We start from the raw sequence: 18,866 nt of genomic DNA, 5'->3' as shown, positions 1-18,866 counted from the left end.
GATGAAAAAAAAGCTATTTTCACAATTATGGATCTATTTTGCTAGTATCGTCTTCATTTCGATCTTAGTGACACTGCTGTGTTTTCTCGGTTTTATTTTCTTATTGTCTCGACATTCTATCTCACCTGCTGAATCGGCTGGAAAACCAACGCTATACCCGTTATTCGTCTTTGCAGGGTTCAGTATGGTCGTGGGTACAGGAATATCGATTTTTGTTGGGCGGCGTATTCTGCATCCAATCAGTGCACTAGGGACAAATATGAGTCTGGTAGCAACGGGAGATTTTTCGATTCGAATGGATGAACAGCAGAAAGTAGCAGAAGTACAGCAACTGTATAAAGATTTCAATGTTATGGTCCAAGAACTCAATAGTATCGAAACATTGAGGAATGATTTTGTGTCCAGTGTATCCCATGAATTCAAAACACCATTAGCAACGATCCAAGGATATGTACAATTGTTACAAGCCCCAAATCTCTCTGACGAAGAACGCCAAATATTTTTATATCGGATTATCGAAAGTATCACGCAGCTTTCACAATTAACAGAGAACATCTTAAAATTGAACAAACTGGAAAACCAGCGTATCCAACTGGAAAAGGAAGAGTACCGATTAGATGAACAAATTCGAGAAGTAATCGTTTTTTTGCAGCCTAAATGGGAGAAAGAACAGCTAGAATTGGATATCGAACTTGCTGCAGTAAATTACACAGGCAATGAAGAGTTTTTGTACCAAGTGTGGTTGAATATCATGGATAACGCCATAAAGTACAATCAAGTCAATGGACAGATTCATATCAAACTATTTGAGACAGCCACAGAGATTGTACTGGAAGTGACCGATTCAGGTGTAGGAATGAATGAAGAGACCAGAGATCGAATGTTTGAAAAATTTTATCAAGGAGATACAAGTCGTCAAATTTCTGGGAATGGGCTAGGACTTTCACTGGTCAAAAAAATTCTAGAACTGCATGATGGCCGTATTGATTATAGCAGTATCGAAGGAGTAGGAACGACAGCAATGATACGGTTAAGTAAACAATAGGAAAAAGAATAAAACCCCTAAAAATTCTATTGAAGGTTTTTAGGGGTTTTTAGTCGTTTTTTTGTGATTAGGGAAATGTTCTTACGGTTCTTTTGGCATAAAAATCGCTGCTTTCTTATTGAACTACGAGAAATGTTAGAGGTGTCATTGAAACAAGGACATGATGCAAGAAAGAGAGCGAAAGTCATGAGTCGCTCTCTTTTTTGATGGATAGATAGAAAATGAAGGGCTTAGTTCTCTTCTTGTCTCAAATACTCCCAAAATGTGTCTGAAGCCAAAGAATGTTCACCGATTTTACGCGTAAATGCGAGATAACTTTCTTTTGTTGGAGAGATGGGGAGGATCACAGTATTTTCTTTTAACAGATTTTTGACTGTTTTTTCCATAACAATAGCAATCCCCATGTCATTTGCAATCATATTGATGATCAAGTCGATCCTTGATCCTTTATAAGAGATTCTCGGTTCAAATCCAGCTTCGCGACACAAGTCCAGCACAGGTTGATACAAGTTCGTAGTAGGGCCAAGAACCAAAAAATTCTCCTTTTTCAGTTCACTTAGATCCAATTTCTTTTTAGCAGCTAAAGGATGGGTTTTAGGCAGAACTGCTACAAAATCGTCTGTTTCAGTAGGTAGCCACTCAATCGAACTTGGTGGGGCCTGAAAGCTTCTGGCAAAGTGGATCGTATCACTATGTTCATTTGTATCGTCATAAGTCAGTTCGATACTTTCCACTTCTTTCAACTGGACCGTAAATTCAGGATGGCGTTTCAAAAATTCGGTAATTTTGGAAAAGCCTTGGTAATTGATCATGGTTGGTATCGTTAAGATATTTAATGAAAGATTGTTTTCTTGCGTATAGGTTTCAAGCACTTCTTGCATGGCATGGTATTGTTCTACGACATTTTTTACATAAGGGAGCAACAAGCTTCCAGCTTCGGTCAACTCGATTTTTCTATGGGCACGTTCGAATAATTTGACGTCTAGTTCTGTTTCTAACGAAAGAATCTGTTTAGAAATGTTTCCTTGGGTGGTGAATTGTCGTTCAGCAGTTTTGGTGAAATTCATTGTTTCGGCTAAATCAAGAAAAACTTCAAATTTATGGATATCCATCATATTCCTCCTACTTATTCCAATAAAGAATACTTTAACACAAAAAATGAATTGGTGTAACCTACTCTGTCTGGTACAATCTTTCTTGCAGTGAAAGCAATGATTGCAGAAAATTTTCTGTAATGATTTTCGCTTTATAGAGAAAGAGAGGAGTTTTTTTGATGCCAACTGGAGTTTTGTTCAATGTAGGTTCCGTTTTGCTTGGCGGACTAATTGGCGGATTAGTAGGAAATAAATTAAGCGAACACTTTAAAGCACAGCTGACGATGGTTTTTGGCGTGTGTTCGATGGGGATGGGGATTTATTCCATTGCGCCAATGAAAAATATGCCAGCTGTTATTTTTGCTTTGGTGATAGGAACAGCGATTGGACTGATTGTTCATTTAGGTAATGGGATAAACAAGGGTGCTGCATTGATGCAAGTACCTATTTCTAAAATCTTCCCTAGCGAAAAGCTTGGTATGACCCACGATGAATTTATCAGCACATTAGTGACGGTCATTGTTTTATTTTGTGCAAGTGGTACGGGGATTTATGGAAGCTTAGATTCTGGGATGACTGGAGACAGTACGATTTTGATTTCTAAATCTGTCCTTGATTTTTTCACAGCAGCAATTTTTGCATGTAATTTAGGATATGTCGTTTCTGTAGTAGCGATTCCCCAATTCATTATTTTTTATATCTTGTTCTTATTAGCAAAATTTATTTATCCATTGACTACACCGGATATGATCTTAGACTTTAAAGCTTGCGGTGGATTCTTGATGGTTGCTACCGGTTTTAGAATGATCAACGTGAAAATGTTCCCAGTAGCTGACATGATACCAGCGATGATCGTTATTATGCCACTAAGTTGGATGTGGACGAATTGGATCATGCCACTGTTATAATAATAATCAAAGAGAAGCCATTTTTTGCTGACTAAAAGGGATCGAACCTTTTAGTCAGTTTTTTTGTATTTGACAAACTGATTTTGAAACTATATTATATGATGTATAATATAGATTGGAATAAAATATTACACTTGAGAATAGAAGGTGACGTAATGCACATCCAGATTCCAACTGTTCTTCTTGATGGCACTGTGTTAGCAGCATTAAGCAAAGAAGATATGTATGGTTATGCCTTAACAAAAATCGTACAAGAAAGTCTCTCAGTCAGTGAATCTACACTGTATCCGGTTTTGAGAAGATTGAAAAAAGAAGGGTATCTTGAGACCTATGATGAACCTTTTGAAGGCAGGAACCGTCGATATTACTCGTTGACACCAATAGGAAGTCGTCATTTAGAAGAAATTATTGATGAATGGATTGTTTTTCGAGATTCTTTAGACCGGTTATTGGAGGAGAGCACAAATGAATGATTATTTGAATGAAGTTGTGGATCATCTTCAAGAAATTCCTGAAGACGATCGTTTTGATTTGATCCAATATTATGAGGAATATTTTTTAGATTCCGGAAAAACATTAGATCAGGTCATTGATGAATATGGTACACCAAAGCAGTTTGCTTTAAAATTAAAAATCAGTTACTTTTCAGAAGAAGAACAAGCAGAAGATGAGTTAGTGAGAAGTCCAAAAAGACAAATGCGTCTGATTTGGTTGATTATTATCGGTTTATTTGCTTCTCCTGTCCTCATTCCACTAGCATTGGGGTTTATATTGGTTATTGGGGGACTATTGATTGCTTTGCTGGCGCTCATTTTTAGTATCTATGTCCTATGTATCAGTATCTTAGGTATTGGCTTATTCATGATCATCTCAGGAATCAGTGTGTTTGGTCAATCGATTCTGAGTGGGTTGTTCTTTATCGGTGTCGGTCTGTTCGCCACGGGAAGCGCAGTATTTATTTCGCCACTGTTGCTGAAAGGAACAAAAGGGCTTTTTTATGTCATGATGAACTTTGTTAAATGGATGGGACGGCGTTTTATTACAAAAAGAGATCTGCATTCAGCGGGCGTTTGAAGGAGGACAGATAAATGAGATTAAAACATTTTTTGATTACCGGTATTATCCTGATGGTTACTGGCGGACTCCTAGCAGGTGCAACTTATACATTAGGTGCTCAAAAGAGTCTGACTTGGGATAATGGCCCTCGATTGATCGATATGGTGACGGAGACGAAAAAAATCAAAGAGGCAAATAAAATCGTCATCCATGCAGAACATCAAACAGTGTCAGTTATACGCGGATTGGATTTTGAGATAAAAACGACCTACGATAAGACAGAAAAGCCAGAAATAAAGGAGAAAAATGGTGTATTGACCGTGAATGCATTCAAAAAATCAGAAGGTGCGATTATTAGTTTGGAAGACACCAGTGCACAAATCACTATTGTTGTCCCTGCAGATCAGGAATTATCTGAATTGACGATCGAAGGGAATAATAGTGCGATCGACATCAACGAAGTATCGATCAAAAAAGTGAATACTACGACACACGATGGTTGGGTATCATTCAATGAATTTACGGGAGGAACAATAACGGCGAAAGATGAATTAGGTTCTCTTCGTTTAGATGAAGTCAAGGTGGATAACTTGACCGTCATAGGTGAAAGCAGCAATTTACATCTAGAAGACAGTTTGGTCAGCAAAGAAGGAAAAGTCACTCTAAACAGTAGTAATTTATCTTTGCATGAGATGGAAAACAGTGGCTATACTCTCCAAACATCTGGTGAATCTCATATTGAAAAAGACTACCAGCCAATAACAAGTACTTTGTTAGAGCAAGGACAGAAACGGCTGAAGATCACTGCCAAAGATACTTCTATCAATATCACGACAGATCAAGAGGACAATGAAACAGATTGATCGAGCCATCAACTGGATATTTTAAGAAAAAACAGCAAAGATCGGAAGGATCTTTGCTGTTTTTCATCGCTTAACACACATAACTATAGTAAAATAAGTAAGAATATATCTATAAAGAAAACAGGGTGAAAAGTATATGAAGGCAGAAGAAGGTCAAAGAGAAAAGTTAAAAACAGAAATGGAAAGATTACATACTTATATCACTCAACTAAGTCAAACCTTCTATGATCCAGATAAAGAAAAAGTGATGGTCAACTATCCGAACAATTCAGAAGGTCGTCAATTAGAGCAAGTGTACCATGAAGTTTTCAAACATTTATTGACGGTGAAGAAAGAACTGGACTATTATTCTTTACCGATTATCGATACAGGAATATTGAAGTATGATGGGGAGAAGGAACGATTTATCTTTAAATCTGTTCGGGAAGATTTGCCTCTTTCAGCAGGGATGGATCTAGAAATCTTGGTAGAAGACTATTTTACAGAAGAAAAACACTGGGTTCGAACAAGATTGGATTATTTGCCGCAAGCAGCCGGAGGAACACAGGCAAGCGGTTGGTACATCACTGAAGACAAAGATTTGGAACTAGAAGGTGCAATGGCGCGAATTCGAAAAAAAGATTAAAAAGCAACACTATATATATATTGAAGGATAAAGGAGCGCAGAAAGTAGAATGAGAGAAAAAAGAGCAATTTATATCAATGGTTATGCAGGAATTGTCGGTTTGGTCGTATTAGCTTTAGTTGGTTTATTTTTCTTCTATTTAGGCATGTGGCAAGCGAAAGTTTGGGCACTATTTTTAAGTATTTTTCTTTGGCTGATCGCGTTACTGTTGCTAAGTTCGGCAACTGTAGTCAGCCCTAATCAAGCAAAAGTGATTTTGTTTTTTGGACAATATTTAGGTACGATCCGGGAAAATGGCTTTTTCCTTACGGTCCCTTTGGCACAAAAAATGACTGTTTCGTTGAAAGTTCGGAATTTCAACAGTTCTGTTTTAAAAGTCAATGATTTAGACGGAAACCCCATCGAAATCTCAGCGGTAGTCGTGTTTAAAGTCATTGATACAGCAAAGGCATTATTCGATGTAGCGTATTATCAAGATTTTGTAGAAATTCAAAGTGAGACAGCCATCCGGCATATCGCTAGCCAATATCCGTATGATACCTTCAATGATGATGATTTGACGCTTCGAGGAAACACTACGGCAGTGTCTGACGAGTTGAAAAAGGAGTTGCAAGAGCGTTTAGCAGTAGCAGGTGTCGAAGTAATCGAAACACGTTTGAACCATTTAGCCTATGCAACAGAAATCGCCAGTGCCATGCTGCAACGTCAACAAGCAAGAGCTATTTTGTCTGCTCGACAAACCATTGTTGAAGGAGCTGTCACAATCACTCAAATGGCTTTGGAGCAAATCGAAGAAGGACAAGAAATTAATTTCACCGATGATCGGAAAGTCCAATTAATCAATAATTTACTTGTCTCAATCATTACAGACAAAGGAACGCAACCTGTTATCAATACAGGCGACATGAAAGACCGTAAGTGACATACTTTTTGTAAAATAGGAAGAAGGAGTTTAGGACGGATTATTGTCTTGAACTCTTTTTTAGTTGTTTAAAGAAAATGACAAAATTGAAAGAAGAATGATAGATGATTCGAAGGCAGAATTGTTCGTTTTTTTCTATAATCAATATATAAAGTAAGAGAGAAGGGGAAAAAGTGAAAAAACTTCTGATCGGACTACTTGTTTTCATCGTTGTGGCACTTGCAGGGGTGAAAATCGCAGATTACGTAGTTATGGGCGGAGAAGAATACTATGTACAGATTACGACAGATGGTGCAAAAACAGTATCCAAAGCAGACACTGGACAAGAAACAGTCAACTATAGATATATCCTGCCTGGTTATACGAAAGAGGGTAAGGAAAAAGAACTAGATTTCAATGGGCAATTGACTCGACCGCTTCGTAAAGGAGCATATTTAAAAATCACCTGGAACAAAAAGAAAGGTGTCACTTCATATGAAGAAGTCGAAAAAAAAGATGTGCCGAAAACAGCACTGGAAAAACTAATTAAAGGGTAGGGAAAGAAATGAACAAAATAGTCGAAGTTCAGAATGTAACAAAAGTATACGGGAAAAACAATGAGAAAAAGACGCAAGCATTAAGCGGCATCAGCTTCGATGTAGAAAAAGGTGAATTTATTGGGATCATGGGCGCTTCTGGTTCTGGTAAATCAACGCTTTTGAATATTTTATCCACATTAGATAAACCAACAGACGGGCATATCCGAATCAATCAAAAAGATGTGACGACATTAAAAGGAAATCAACTAGCAGATTTTCGTGCGAATGAAATCGGCTTTATTTTCCAAGATTTCAATTTATTAGAAAGTTTGACAGCACAAGAAAATATCGCTGTTCCTCTTTCTTTACAAGGTGTCAGACCAAAAGAAATCAAGCAACGTGTCCAAAAAATTGCAGAACGTTTATCGATTGCTCATATTTTGGAAAGCTATCCTTCTGAGATTTCCGGTGGACAAAAACAACGGGTCGCTGCTGCACGTGCATTGATTACCCAACCAACGATTTTATTAGGCGATGAGCCTACAGGTGCGCTGGATTCTAAAAGTGCCCGTGATCTTTTAGATACGATGGACGAATTGAATACAAAAGATCATGTATCGATTCTTCTAGTGACGCATGATCCGTTTTCTGCAAGTTATTGCCAACGTATTTTATTCATCAAGGATGGCGGTATCCATCAAGAAGTGAAACGTGGAGAGCAAAGCCGGGATTCCTTCTATCGTGAAATACTATCTATTCTTGGAAACTTGGAACAGTAGGGGGAGATTGACTATGCTTTGGAAATTATCACTTACTGGGATCAAGAGCCGTTTAAGAGATTACTTGGTATTATTCTCAGGATTAGTTATGGCATCTGCTATTTTTTACATGTTTGAATCAATGGCGAGCAACGAAGCCTTTTTGAAAAGTAATACGATCGTTGCAGCTACAGTTATCATTTTCCGATTCGGTTCTGTTTTGCTAGGGATCATTACCTTCGTTTATATTTTATATGCGAATTCTTTTTTGATGACGATGCGGCAAAAAGATTATGCAATGTTTATGATGCTAGGAGCAAAAGGCAGAAAAATCGCACAGATGATTTTTTCTGAAACATTCTTAGTAGGAATCGCGGCTACTTTAGTGGGTTCAGCTGTCGGTGTAGGATTGACAAGTATTGTCCACCAATTATTAGTGGATCAGTTAGATATCAATATTTCGCATTTTACACCTTTTAGCATTCATGGATTGTTGATCACCGTTTTGTTTTTTGCTATTTTGTTTTTATTAGCAGCTATTGTCAATGCTTTTTCAATTGTCAAAAAACCGATTTTAGCATTGATTCGTGCGGATCAGACACCAACAAGAATCAAGCAGCATAAATTCTTGTTCTTCCTTGAAGTAGTACTAGGGATTGCTTTTCTAGGCTGCGGTTATTATATGATGAAGCACGTGGGCACCTATCAAGTTTTTGGTATAGGAGTAGCCTTAGTTACGATCGTATTGGGAACTTATTTCATTTTCCATTCTGTGATCATTTTCTTTTTATCATTACTAAAGAAATCAGAACAGATCTCGTTGAAGAAATTGAACAATTTCACATTGTCACAGTTAAGTTTTCGTATTCGTGAATATACACAAATGCTCTCCATGGTTGCTATGCTGTTTGCCTTAGCACTGGGCGCTTTGACGGTAGGATTAGGTTTTAAAAATGAAATTGCAGACTTGACAGAAAATAATTCTGGGTATGATCTAGTGATGAATAATCCTCGGGCAGAAGATCAGCAAAAAATCAAAGAACTTTCACCAACACTTTCTGCTTCTTATACTCAAAAAGAAGATGCGGGAACGATTTACTATAATGCAAGTGAATTTGCAGCTCAACCATTGGTCATGATAAAACATGAAGATGGAACACCGCCGAAGATCACGAAAGAAAAAGTTCCTGCTGAAAAAATGAATGAACTGACTGTACAAGACGAGCTTCGAAGCTATGAATTGCCGGAACAGCAAGAAAAAGAAATCAAGGTAGTCAGTCAAACAGAATTTAATCAACTGAACTTGCCACAATCCACTTTACAGCTAGTTCAGGTAAAAGACTTCCAAGCAAACTTGGAACCAATCAAAGCACTTGCTACACAAAATAAAACAAACAATCCATCTTTGCAAAAAGTAGAGTACAGCAACCAGAAGTATGAAATGTATGAAGTATACAATAGTCTATTCTCTGGTTTTGAATTTATGGGATTCTTCTTAGGTTTAGCTTTCTTGACTATGCTTGCTAGCTGTCTGATGTTCAAGATCTTGTCAGGAAGCAAGAGTGACATCGCTCGTTATGAAATGCTTGAAAAGATAGGAACACGACGCGGATTGCTTAAACAATCGATCCGTAGAGAAGTAGGTGTGTTATTCTTAGCACCAGGAATCTTAGGTGTAGTCCATGTCTTATTCGGATTACAAATGTTTGGTCTATTCATGCAAAATCCATACAAAGATATTTGGGTGCCATTTACGATCTTCTTCGTATTGTATTTCATCTACTATGTACTGACGACATGGTTGTATACGGGAATCGTATTGAAAAAGAGGTTGTGACAGAAGTGATCAGCTTCAAGAAATTTCGGCTTATCTCCGAAGAAGCTACTTATGGAACACCGTTTGTTCAGAAAGAGGGACTGTGACAAGATTTTTGTCACAGTCCCTCTTTCGTGATCTTTTATTAGAATATAGTAAATTTTTTCTCGTTACTCACGGAATAAGCTGTTAAGAAAACGGTTTCCATGTATACTGGAATCAGTACAAATGAAAGAAAAGAGGGTGCAAGTAACATGGAAATCAATGAACAAAATTTTGGCGGAAATTATCACTTGATTACGATCACGAATCAAAATGGGACATCTTTGTCTGTCAGTGATCTAGGTGCACGAGTCGTCCATTTTCAAACAATGATCGATAATGAAAAACGAGAGTTGGTTTTAGGATTTGATGAAGCAAAAGAATATCTGGAAAAAGATCCTTATATCGGAGCTTCAATCGGACGTATGGCTGGACGGATCACGAATGGCACATTCAAATTAGATGATGAAACATTCAAAGTAAAAACAGACCCAGATACTGGCCATTGTTTACATGGCGGTGCACCTAGCTTTGAAGCCAAGCAGTGGCATTATACAGTTATTAATGGTGAAAACGAAGCCTCTGTCATTTTCTATCAGACTAGTCCAGACATGGAAAATGGATTTCCTGGCACGTTAGACGTAGAAGTACGGTATACACTGACGAATGATGATACATGGCGAGTGACAGTCCAAGGGATCAGTGACCGGAAAACGGTATTCAATCCGACGAATCATGTTTATTTCAATTTAACTGGTGATCCAGCACAGCCAATCGACGAACATACGCTTTGGTTGAACAGCCGATTATTCGCTACGCTCAATAAAGATACGATGCCTACAGGAGAAGTGGTTTCAGTAAGCGGTACAGCATTTGACTTTCAACATCCTAAAAAATTAGGTGAGGTATTCGCCAGTGATTTTCGCCAATCAACGATGGTAGGCGGTATCGATCATCCATTTTTATTGAAAAAACAACCTGATCTGCTAAAGGCAGCGGAATTGATAAGCCCTGATGGAAAAGTGTCAATCCAAGTAAAAACGGATGCTTCAGGAATTGTGATTTTTACCGCAAATTTTGGAGAAGATGGGCCAGAAATGCGCGGAAAAAAATTAGTAGATCATGGCGGTATCACATTTGAGACTCAAGAACTACCAGGAGCAGAGCGACTTGAAAGTTTTGGAGATGTCACTCTGGAACCTAACCAAGTACGCGAATTTGTAACGGAATACAAAATAAATAAATATAAAGAAATAGAATAAATTAAAAAAGGGGATGTGACACTGTCACACGCCCTTTTTTATTTATTCTATTTCTTTAAAGGCAGATCAAGCCAGAATGATTTGTCTAAACTTAACAAAGTTAGTACAGGAACAGTTGCAGCTTTAACTGTACGAGTAGTTGTTTCTGGTATCTGTCTTGCCGTGAACGTGTTCCACAAATCCCAGATTGAAGCGACACGGAAGATGGAAGAAGCATTGTTGACGCGTTTTATCGTTGAAAATTCTAATCCTGTGATTGGCACGCCATCTGTTGTCCATTTGATTGGCACATCGAATCGCTTAGACATATTGAGGATTTCAGCGTTTGCTTCTTCAGTTGTTGCTGCTTCTTTTTTCGGTTCATCATATTTTGTCAGGTCGTACGCTTCGATGATCGCATTCAATTTTTGTGAATATTGGCGATCTGTAGCATAACGTCCTTCCAAATATTTGGTTGCTTCTTTGTAGTCTTTTGTTTCCGACTTCCAAGTTGGTTTGTAGAAATCAGGATTGCCAGTCAGTCCATTTTTGATCAAGTCGGCATAGTCTTCCAAACTTTCCTTGTAAGAAGGATACTTACGGAATTGTGCGCGGATTTGGTAGCTTTGTCCGGAACTATCTTGTTCAAGTGTATTGAAGGTCACGCTGCTTCCTTTATACGATCCTTTGATACCAAAAAGGTTATGATTTGGTTCGCTTGATAATAAGCTGTTTCCAGATCCACTTTCAAGGATAGCTTGAGCCATCATGACTGATGCGTAGATTCCTTCTTTTTGGCCGATTTCCTGTGCATCATCTGCAATCTTTTTCAAGAACTGATCAGTTGTTTGGTTTTGACTGAAATGGAACGAGCCATCTAATCCATCTAAAATAGATGAGCCGCCTGTCAGCGAACCTGAAGCAGCAGGTAAACCTGCTAAGTTTACTCGGACAGCAAAATCAGGCGTGAAATCTGAAATAGAAGTTACTCGAACTTTATCTCCTGGTTGAGGCGCATGGATAAATTGTCCGTTCCCAATATAGATACCTACATGGTGAGTAACACCGGAAGAAGGTCCCCAGAAGACGAGATCGCCAGGTTGGGCCTGACTTACTGGAATCTGCGTACCTGCATATTGCTGTTCGCCTGTCCAGCCACCGATATAATGACCGGTTGCTTTCATATATACGTAATAAGTCAAACCAGAACAGTCAAAAGTATTTGGACCTTTTGCTCCCCATACGTATGGTTTTCCAAGATGCTTGAATGCTTCTCGAACGATTGCTTGTTGGACATTCGTTGCATTTGTAGGCAATACAGCATCAATTGGTGATTTTACAACAAAATCAGAAGAAGCAGAAGATGGATTCTCTATACCGCTTTGATTTGCTGTATTTGGACGAGACGAAGCATTGTTCGTTCCACCATTCGATGAACCATTGTTTGGATGGTTTGGTTCTCTCTGAGTATTTCCATTGTTATTCGATCCAGATGGGTTTGTTTGATTCGAAGAATTCCCGCTGTTCGAATTATTGTTATTATTGTTTGAATTATTTGAACCATTATTATTGTTGCTATTGTTGTTATTACCCTCATCTGGTTTATTTGGCGTTTCCGGATCTGGTGTACTAGGGACTTCTTCACTAGGATCAGTTGGTTCCTCTGTTGAAGTATCCGGTACAGGTTCAAATTCTGCAGTAATAGATAAATTGTTCGTACCTACTGTAAAAGTCTTTGCCTCATAGTTCACTTCTTTAGCACCATTCACAGCGACTGAAGCAATTTGTTCACCTTCAGCTGGCGTAATAGTGTAAGTCACCTTCATTCCTGCTGATAAACCTTCTACCGTTCCGCTTTCTGTGATATTCAAAGGTTGCTGTTCAGCGGTATCCTCTGACGAAGCAGTTAGTTGAATCTTCCCAATCAAAGAAGGAGCAATCGTAAGGGTATATGTCTCGGCTGGCTTTTCATTTTCTGATGGATCAGCCGGATCAGTTGGTTCGGTCGATTCTGTTGATGAGTCAGTTGTTCCGGTTGTGCCTTCTGTAGAAGAATCCGTTGTTTCGCTAGTAGCTGAGCTGGAAGTAGATGTACCTGTTGTGACTGTTTGATCGGTTGTTTGATTATCTACAGCAAATACGGCATTAGTCGACAAAACAGTAGGAGCAATCAGCCAAGTAGCAGCTAGCAAACGCATCGTTTTTTTGTTTTTCATAATAAACTAGTCCTTTTCCTTTCATTGATTTTCTGTTTTATTCAGCATTCATAAGTTATTCGATTGAACAGATAATCGTGTCGAAAAGCTTTTTCTTTCTATGAATCTGCTTGTGTATTCTAAATAAAACAAGTTGTAAAAAAGCAACGAGCAGTCATTCGTTGTGGTTTGATGTTCATTTTATTGCATAAGCCATCTTTGTTTGGGGATAAACAAGTGGGGATAAAAATGGTCATGCATATGTAAATTATACCAAAGATTGGAGAGTATCACAAAAAATTTATAAAAATAACGATCCTAAAAAAGAAAAAGACTGAAATATGTGATAAGCATCTCACACTTCAGTCTTTTTTCGTTCATTATTCGTACGACATTAGGTCTTCATCAAACCCGCTAACAAGGGTGGTGATCATTGCTACGACTAGACTAACAGCCAATCCTGCTAAGTACCAGAAAAAAGTACCGGAAATAAAGGCTGGCAATGTGGTCAGGCTACCAAATACAAAAGCGATCGCTTTCACTTGAGCAAATCCCATGACAGCTCCACCAGCAGCTGCACCGATGCAAGCAGCAACAAATGGTTTTTTCAATGGAATCGCGATTCCGTAAACAGTAGGCTCGGTCACTCCCGCAAGTAAAATCGAAGCGAAAGCAGAACCAGAAATCGAACGTGTTTTTGAACGTTTACTTCGGAGGAATACCCCTAAAGCTGCACCAGCCATTCCAAAATTAGCTGCTCCTGTCAACGGAACGATACGGTCGAACCCATAAGCTGAGATATTGCTGATCATGACAGGATTTACAGCCCATTGGATACCAAATATCACCAAAATGTTCCAGCCTCCAGCGATGATTGCTCCACTGATCGGCCCGTTAATATCCATCATCCAAGTAATTGCTGCAGCTAAACCTTCACCAAGATAAACACCGGCAGGTCCGAAGACCATTAATGTCAAAGGAACCGTGATGACTAATGAAAGTAAAGGTACAAATACTAATTGCATGTTTTCACGAATATATTTTTTAAGGAATCTTTCGACAAAAGAATAAAAGAAAATACCTAAAATCGCCGGCATGACAGTAGAGGTGTACTGCATCAGCACTACAGGAATCCCCAGAAAATCAGTAGCTGCTTTACCACTATCTGAAAGTAAAGAGGTCAAATTTGGCTCAATCAGCGCTGCAGCAATGACAGCCGCGATATATCCATTCACTTTGAACGTTTTGGCGGCAGAAAAAGCGAGAAAGATTGGCAGAAAATAAAAGACAGCATTCGACGCAGCAGACAAAATATGATAAGTCCCGCTCGTTTCACTAAGCCAGCCAATCGTAGTCGCTAAAACAACCAGGCCTTTTAATATACCAGAACCGGCAAATAGGGGAATGATTGGCGTAAAGATTTCCGATATCAAACCAAATAGTTTTTCGATCGGATTTAGCTTTTCTTTCGGAGCTGTATGATCGATTTGACGTGTCAATTCCTTATAAGCAGGAGCCAATCCCTGATCCATAATTACTTCTGCATATCTATCGAGTAAAATGAAATATTTGATGGAAGGGATTTGCTGCTTTAATTTTTCTACATTTGCTGCTGGCTGTTTTTGTAATTTGATACGAAGCCGAGTCGCACATGGGAGGACAGAATCAATATTGTCCTTTCCTCCTAACTGATCAATCAGCATATGAATCTGCTCGGACAGTACCATCTGTTCAGGATTCATTGTCGTTTCCATTAGAAGACCACTCCACTCACTAAGATAATATTGGCATAAGGTGTCATCTCGCCTGTACGAATAAATGCATGGCAGTTATTCAAATCTTTTTTCATTTCTTCATGTGGGATAAAGCTAATCGGTGTATCTGGTAACAGGAATTTGATTTTTTCCAATATTTCCGGATTCATTGTCTTTATTTCTTCCGCCAATTCAATGGATTGTACTTCAAGTTCTTCTAAAACGTTTTCTAAAACAGATAAAAAGCTTGGAAGTCCGTTTGAAACAGCTAAATCTATTTTTTCAGTACCAAAGGGAACAGGCATGCCTGCATCCCCGATACTTAATTTGTCAAAGTGTCCCATTTGTGCGATTACTCGTGAAATATCTGAATTGATGACTTTTCCTTTTTTCATGTTTGTTTCTTCCTCTCGTTGTTAATTTATGACTGCTGATTGTTCTAAAGATTCACGGTAAGGGATAGAAGGTTGCGCACCATAAGACTGTACGGCAATAGAAGAGGCTAGATTTCCATAAAGGATCGCTTCTTTCAAGTTACCAAGGTCTGGCTGAAGTGTGCTGCTCAATGCCCCAATAAATGTATCACCTGCGGCTGTCGTATCGACAGCATCTACTTTAAAAGCAGGGACGATACCGTGTTCTTTTTTTGTGTGGTAGAAAGCACCGACACTGCCCAATGTAATGATTACTGTTCCAATGCCTAATTCATGCATTTTTTCAGCTGCTGCGACCAAACTGTCATGGTCTGTAACTCTGATTCCTGTAATAATTTCTGTTTCTGTCTCATTTGGTATAATGATATCTGTCTTTTCGAGTAGTTCAGTAGGAATGGTTTCTCTAGCTGGTGCAGGATTCAGGATCGTTGTTTTTCCTGCGTCTTTTGCAATAGAAAAAGCTAGGATCGTCGCATCTAAACTACTTTCGAATTGAGCAATAATAAAGTCACTGTTTGTAATCAATTCTTTGTTCTTTCGGACTTCTTGTTCATGGAAAGCATTATTTGCGCCTGCATGAATCAAGATACTGTTTTCTCCTGCTGCGTCCACCATAATCATTGCTTGTCCGGTTGCGGCGCCCTCGATTTCAGCAATTCCAGATGTATCGATGTTTTCTTTCGTCAGTAGATCCAACAATTGCTGTCCTTCACTGTCAGTTCCAACACCTCCAATAAAAGATGTTCGTGCGCCTGAACGTTTGGCTGCCACTGCTTGGTTGGCACCTTTGCCTCCGCCAGCGTGAAAAATCTCATGTGCATGCATCGTTTCTCCTGGTTTTGGCATTTTGGTTAAACGAAGGGTAGTGTCCATATTAATACTTCCAATTACTGTAACCGTGTTCATTTTACAAACCTCCAACTATCTCATTTATTTTGATGGGAAGAATTATTTTTTAAAACGTTTTAGTAAAACGTTTTAATAGTTCGATAAAAATATAGCACACCTTGAAAGCTATTTCAAGGGTGCAGTCGAAAATCTTTTTTCTAGTCGTACAGGTAGCCGTTTTTCTTCCCACTCTTTTTCTGGGAATTGGATTCGATCTAACAATAATTGGGCAGATGTTTGCCCCAATTCGAAGATTGGTTGTGCGATCGTCGTCAGTTTTGGCTTGATATATTCGCACATATCTATATTATCATAGCCAATAATGCTATAGTCTTCTGGGATGCTTTTTCCAGCTTCCTCTAATCCGAGATATAATCCAAAAGCTAATTCATCATTTAAAGCAAACACACCAGTTGCAGCAGAATCAAGAAGTTTTGCCGTGATTTGGTAGCCGCCTTGTTTTGAGAACTGTGTAGGCAAGAGGATCAGTCGGTCGTGAGGGATTTGGTAAACATCAAGAGCAGATTTAAACCCATCAATCCGAGCGTGGACATTTTCCGGAAGATTTTCAGGATAGACAAGGGCAATCGTTTGATGTCCTAGACTAAGCAGGTGCATACCTGCCAGGTAACCACCGCGAAAATCGTCTGTTCGTACGGCATCACTAAATCCTTCAGATTTTTTTTGATCCAAAACAATGAAGGGCCGGCCTTGTTTTTTTAAATTTTCGTTGATTGCATCTGTAGAGACAGCAGAAGTCGCGATAATGAATCCATCCACACCTCGACGTGTGAGCTCGGCTAGGTACTCGATTTCTTTTTGATGATCAGAATCAGCATTACATAATATCGTGACGAAGTTCTGATTGTACAAGATATCTTCAATTCCTCGCATCAATGTACTGAAGAATGGATTCGTGATATCAGGAACGAGTACGCCAATCGTTTTCGTTTCCTTGGTAATCATTTGTCTAGCAAAATAATCAGGTTGATAACCTAATTCTTCTTTAGCAGCTAAAACTTTCTGAACGGTTTTCGGACTGAATTTCTCCGTATTTCCATTTAATATCAAGGAGACGGTTGTGATTGAAACGCCGGAAAGTTTAGCGACTTCTTTGATTGTGATCTTTTTTTTCACCATGTTCATACTCCTATCTAAATCCTGTGGTTATTTTCCCATGAAATCAAAAAGAAGTAAATGGAAATCACATATGCCAGTACTTATTTGCTTTGTTGGATCGCTTCGATTATTTGTTTCGTTGAACGTACTCGTGCAGTTTTCGGAAATATCTTTTTTATGAACAATTGATGCGATTCTTTGTCGCGATCACTACAAGCATCTTCAGCAAGCACGATATGGTACCCGTGTTGAAAGGCATCTAATGCAGTAGCATATACACCGTTTGTTGTCGCTACACCGCTTAAAATGATGGTCTCGATTCCACGACGGCGAAGTTGAAGATCAAGAGAAGTACCAAAAAAAGCACTTGGATTGTATTTTGTGATAGTCAACATATTATCTGTATCTTTCAAAGAATCCTTCAAAAGTAAATCAGTGAATTCTGGAGGTACAGAAGCAGTCATTCCACCCATATCAGTTTGTTGACTCAAATAAGGGAAAGTGGAGATGTCTACATTCACTAAAACTTTCAAGGCAGCGGTATGTTTCAATGTACTTGCTAACCAATCATTGTTTGTCAGAATAGATGCTGCAGTGTGTGGAGAGAGTGTACCGTTATTTACGATCCCTTTTTGCATGTCGATCGCGACAAAAGCAGTTTTTGATAAATCAAAAATCATATTTTTCTTTAAATCATTCATGATGTTCCTTCTTTCAAATAACAATGTTTTTTATGTAAGTAAATCATAAATCGTTTATTTGTCAACTAAATAAAGGATTCCTTTCTTTAGTCTAGAGAAATTCAATGGTAAAATAAATAAGTGTGAGAAAACGCATTCGATGCATAGATTTAGCGAGAAATATCGTGAAAATGGAGGAATCAGAGTGAAGTATGTCGAAGTAAAAAATGAATACAAACGATACAAGATGGGAGAAACGACCATTATAGCAAATGACGATATTTCTTTTTCAATTGAAAAAGGCGAATTAGTGATTATACTTGGCCCTAGTGGAGCGGGAAAGTCAACGATTCTTAATATTTTAGGTGGGATGGACACACCTGATGAAGGGCAGATCATTATTGATAACACAGATATTGCACAATTTTCAGACAAGCAGCTTACTGCTTACCGACGAACAGATGTAGGGTTCGTCTTCCAATTCTACAATCTCGTTCCTAATCTAACAGCAAAAGAAAATGTGGAATTGGCAACGGAAGTTTCCCCTGATGCGCTTGATCCTGTAGAAGTATTGACGCAAGTGGGTCTAGCTCATCGATTGAATAACTTTCCGTCCCAATTATCAGGAGGCGAACAGCAGAGGGTTTCCATTGCTCGAGCATTAGCCAAAAACCCTAAACTGCTTTTATGTGATGAGCCGACAGGTGCACTGGATTTTGAAACAGGAAAGCAAGTATTGAAATTATTGCAAAATGCTAGCAGACAACATGGCAATACTGTTTTGATCATTACACATAATTCTGCTTTAGCGCCCATCGCAGACAGAGTCATCCACATCAATGATGCGAAAGTAAGGTCAGTTGAATTGAATGAGCATCCTTCATCCATTGATGAGATTGTATGGTAGG

At 38.6% G+C, this 18,866-nt stretch carries 19 protein-coding genes; 12 read left to right on the top strand and 7 right to left on the bottom strand.

Translation table 11 applies throughout. The features are described 5' to 3' along the window. Position 1 precedes the first annotated feature (1 nt). Positions 2-1,045 carry a HAMP domain-containing sensor histidine kinase gene (locus A5816_RS08935; protein WP_086311194.1) on the top strand — a complete coding sequence of 348 codons (1,044 nt, stop codon included), beginning with the start codon at positions 2-4 and terminating at the stop codon, positions 1,043-1,045. Positions 1,046-1,275: 230 nt separating this feature from the next. Here A5816_RS08935 and A5816_RS08930 read toward each other — a convergent pair whose 3' ends face one another. Then, the gene (locus A5816_RS08930) at positions 1,276-2,157 is read right to left on the bottom strand and encodes a LysR family transcriptional regulator (RefSeq protein WP_025478403.1); all 882 of its coding nucleotides are present in this window, start codon (positions 2,155-2,157) and stop codon (positions 1,276-1,278) included. 161 nt (positions 2,158-2,318) lie between these two features. Here A5816_RS08930 and A5816_RS08925 point away from each other — a divergent pair, with 161 nt between their 5' ends. The 10 genes from A5816_RS08925 (at position 2,319) to A5816_RS08880 (ending at position 10,909) form a co-directional block, all read left to right on the top strand. Then, positions 2,319-3,047 carry a DUF554 domain-containing protein gene (locus tag A5816_RS08925; RefSeq protein WP_086311193.1) on the top strand — a complete coding sequence of 243 codons (729 nt, stop codon included), beginning with the start codon at positions 2,319-2,321 and terminating at the stop codon, positions 3,045-3,047. Positions 3,048-3,202: 155 nt separating this feature from the next. Then, the gene (locus A5816_RS08920) at positions 3,203-3,520 is read left to right on the top strand and encodes a PadR family transcriptional regulator (RefSeq protein WP_002293224.1); all 318 of its coding nucleotides are present in this window, start codon (positions 3,203-3,205) and stop codon (positions 3,518-3,520) included. After that, entirely contained in the window at positions 3,513-4,121 is a 609-nt protein-coding gene (locus A5816_RS08915; protein ID WP_002373283.1) for a DUF1700 domain-containing protein, read from the top strand. Before A5816_RS08920 ends, A5816_RS08915 begins: the two co-directional genes overlap by 8 nt. Positions 4,122-4,135: 14 nt before the next feature. Next, positions 4,136-4,966 (top strand): DUF4097 family beta strand repeat-containing protein, encoded by an 831-nt coding sequence (locus A5816_RS08910; RefSeq protein WP_086311192.1) that lies wholly within the window; start codon positions 4,136-4,138, stop codon positions 4,964-4,966. Positions 4,967-5,102: 136 nt separating this feature from the next. Next, positions 5,103-5,591, top strand: a complete 489-nt coding sequence (locus A5816_RS08905) for a DUF5348 domain-containing protein (RefSeq protein WP_002293229.1) — start codon at positions 5,103-5,105, stop codon at positions 5,589-5,591. A 49-nt stretch (positions 5,592-5,640) separates the two neighbouring features. Next, positions 5,641-6,513 carry an SPFH domain-containing protein gene (locus A5816_RS08900; RefSeq protein WP_086311191.1) on the top strand — a complete coding sequence of 291 codons (873 nt, stop codon included), beginning with the start codon at positions 5,641-5,643 and terminating at the stop codon, positions 6,511-6,513. 173 nt (positions 6,514-6,686) lie between these two features. Then, positions 6,687-7,049 (top strand): YxeA family protein, encoded by a 363-nt coding sequence (locus A5816_RS08895; RefSeq protein ID WP_002373280.1) that lies wholly within the window; start codon positions 6,687-6,689, stop codon positions 7,047-7,049. A gap of 8 nt (positions 7,050-7,057) precedes the next feature. Further along, on the top strand, positions 7,058-7,810 hold the full coding sequence (locus tag A5816_RS08890; protein ID WP_002373278.1) for an ABC transporter ATP-binding protein: 753 nt from the start codon (positions 7,058-7,060) through the stop codon (positions 7,808-7,810). Positions 7,811-7,823: 13 nt separating this feature from the next. After that, positions 7,824-9,626 (top strand): FtsX-like permease family protein, encoded by a 1,803-nt coding sequence (locus A5816_RS08885; protein WP_086311190.1) that lies wholly within the window; start codon positions 7,824-7,826, stop codon positions 9,624-9,626. 233 nt (positions 9,627-9,859) lie between these two features. After that, positions 9,860-10,909, top strand: a complete 1,050-nt coding sequence (locus A5816_RS08880) for an aldose epimerase family protein (protein ID WP_086311432.1) — start codon at positions 9,860-9,862, stop codon at positions 10,907-10,909. 47 nt (positions 10,910-10,956) lie between these two features. Here the strand turns inward: A5816_RS08880 and A5816_RS08875 are convergent, their stop codons facing one another. From A5816_RS08875 to A5816_RS08850, 6 genes are all read right to left on the bottom strand, one after another. After that, positions 10,957-13,104, bottom strand: coding sequence for a glucosaminidase domain-containing protein (locus A5816_RS08875; protein ID WP_086311189.1), 2,148 nt, complete (start codon positions 13,102-13,104; stop codon positions 10,957-10,959). A 359-nt stretch (positions 13,105-13,463) separates the two neighbouring features. Then, the gene (locus tag A5816_RS08870) at positions 13,464-14,837 is read right to left on the bottom strand and encodes a PTS transporter subunit EIIC (RefSeq protein WP_010731922.1); all 1,374 of its coding nucleotides are present in this window, start codon (positions 14,835-14,837) and stop codon (positions 13,464-13,466) included. Beyond that, entirely contained in the window at positions 14,837-15,232 is a 396-nt protein-coding gene (gene rbsD / locus A5816_RS08865) for a D-ribose pyranase (RefSeq protein ID WP_002373273.1), read from the bottom strand. The genes A5816_RS08870 and rbsD overlap by 1 nt, the downstream gene beginning before the upstream one ends. A 21-nt stretch (positions 15,233-15,253) precedes the next feature. Then, positions 15,254-16,177: a ribokinase gene (rbsK, locus tag A5816_RS08860; protein WP_086311188.1), complete on the bottom strand. Its 924-nt coding sequence runs from the start codon at positions 16,175-16,177 to the stop codon at positions 15,254-15,256. A gap of 108 nt (positions 16,178-16,285) precedes the next feature. After that, entirely contained in the window at positions 16,286-17,299 is a 1,014-nt protein-coding gene (rbsR, locus tag A5816_RS08855; RefSeq protein ID WP_086311187.1) for a ribose utilization transcriptional repressor RbsR, read from the bottom strand. Between the two features lie 80 nt (positions 17,300-17,379). Next, a complete protein-coding gene (locus A5816_RS08850) occupies positions 17,380-17,979 on the bottom strand; it encodes an isochorismatase family protein (protein WP_086311186.1) in 600 nt (199 codons plus the stop codon). Between the two features lie 184 nt (positions 17,980-18,163). On the opposite strand from A5816_RS08850, the gene A5816_RS08845 reads away from it, so the two are divergent. Continuing rightward, positions 18,164-18,865, top strand: a complete 702-nt coding sequence (locus A5816_RS08845) for an ABC transporter ATP-binding protein (RefSeq protein ID WP_010731926.1) — start codon at positions 18,164-18,166, stop codon at positions 18,863-18,865. Position 18,866: the final 1 nt, after the last annotated feature.

Origin of the sequence: Enterococcus sp. 3G1_DIV0629, assembly GCF_002141285.1 — a bacterium.
GTDB classification, from domain to species: Bacteria; Bacillota; Bacilli; order Lactobacillales; family Enterococcaceae; genus Enterococcus_B; species Enterococcus_B lactis.
Note: the sequence above shows the minus strand (reverse complement) of the source record. Positions and strands in the feature narration are given on the sequence as shown.

Bases quoted from the DNA above. Each gene is read 5' to 3' on its own strand.
- A5816_RS08935 (WP_086311194.1), top strand. From the start codon at position 2: ATGAAAAAAAAGCTATTTTCACAATTATGGATCTATTTTGCTAGTATC.
- A5816_RS08930 (WP_025478403.1), bottom strand. From the start codon at position 2,157: ATGGATATCCATAAATTTGAAGTTTTTCTTGATTTAGCCGAAACAATG.
- A5816_RS08925 (WP_086311193.1), top strand. From the start codon at position 2,319: ATGCCAACTGGAGTTTTGTTCAATGTAGGTTCCGTTTTGCTTGGCGGA.
- A5816_RS08920 (WP_002293224.1), top strand. From the start codon at position 3,203: ATGCACATCCAGATTCCAACTGTTCTTCTTGATGGCACTGTGTTAGCA.
- A5816_RS08915 (WP_002373283.1), top strand. From the start codon at position 3,513: ATGAATGATTATTTGAATGAAGTTGTGGATCATCTTCAAGAAATTCCT.
- A5816_RS08910 (WP_086311192.1), top strand. From the start codon at position 4,136: ATGAGATTAAAACATTTTTTGATTACCGGTATTATCCTGATGGTTACT.
- A5816_RS08905 (WP_002293229.1), top strand. From the start codon at position 5,103: ATGAAGGCAGAAGAAGGTCAAAGAGAAAAGTTAAAAACAGAAATGGAA.
- A5816_RS08900 (WP_086311191.1), top strand. From the start codon at position 5,641: ATGAGAGAAAAAAGAGCAATTTATATCAATGGTTATGCAGGAATTGTC.
- A5816_RS08890 (WP_002373278.1), top strand. From the start codon at position 7,058: ATGAACAAAATAGTCGAAGTTCAGAATGTAACAAAAGTATACGGGAAA.
- A5816_RS08885 (WP_086311190.1), top strand. From the start codon at position 7,824: ATGCTTTGGAAATTATCACTTACTGGGATCAAGAGCCGTTTAAGAGAT.
- A5816_RS08880 (WP_086311432.1), top strand. From the start codon at position 9,860: ATGGAAATCAATGAACAAAATTTTGGCGGAAATTATCACTTGATTACG.
- A5816_RS08875 (WP_086311189.1), bottom strand. From the start codon at position 13,104: ATGAAAAACAAAAAAACGATGCGTTTGCTAGCTGCTACTTGGCTGATT.
- A5816_RS08870 (WP_010731922.1), bottom strand. From the start codon at position 14,837: ATGGAAACGACAATGAATCCTGAACAGATGGTACTGTCCGAGCAGATT.
- rbsD (WP_002373273.1), bottom strand. From the start codon at position 15,232: ATGAAAAAAGGAAAAGTCATCAATTCAGATATTTCACGAGTAATCGCA.
- rbsK (WP_086311188.1), bottom strand. From the start codon at position 16,177: ATGAACACGGTTACAGTAATTGGAAGTATTAATATGGACACTACCCTT.
- rbsR (WP_086311187.1), bottom strand. From the start codon at position 17,299: ATGGTGAAAAAAAAGATCACAATCAAAGAAGTCGCTAAACTTTCCGGC.
- A5816_RS08850 (WP_086311186.1), bottom strand. From the start codon at position 17,979: ATGAATGATTTAAAGAAAAATATGATTTTTGATTTATCAAAAACTGCT.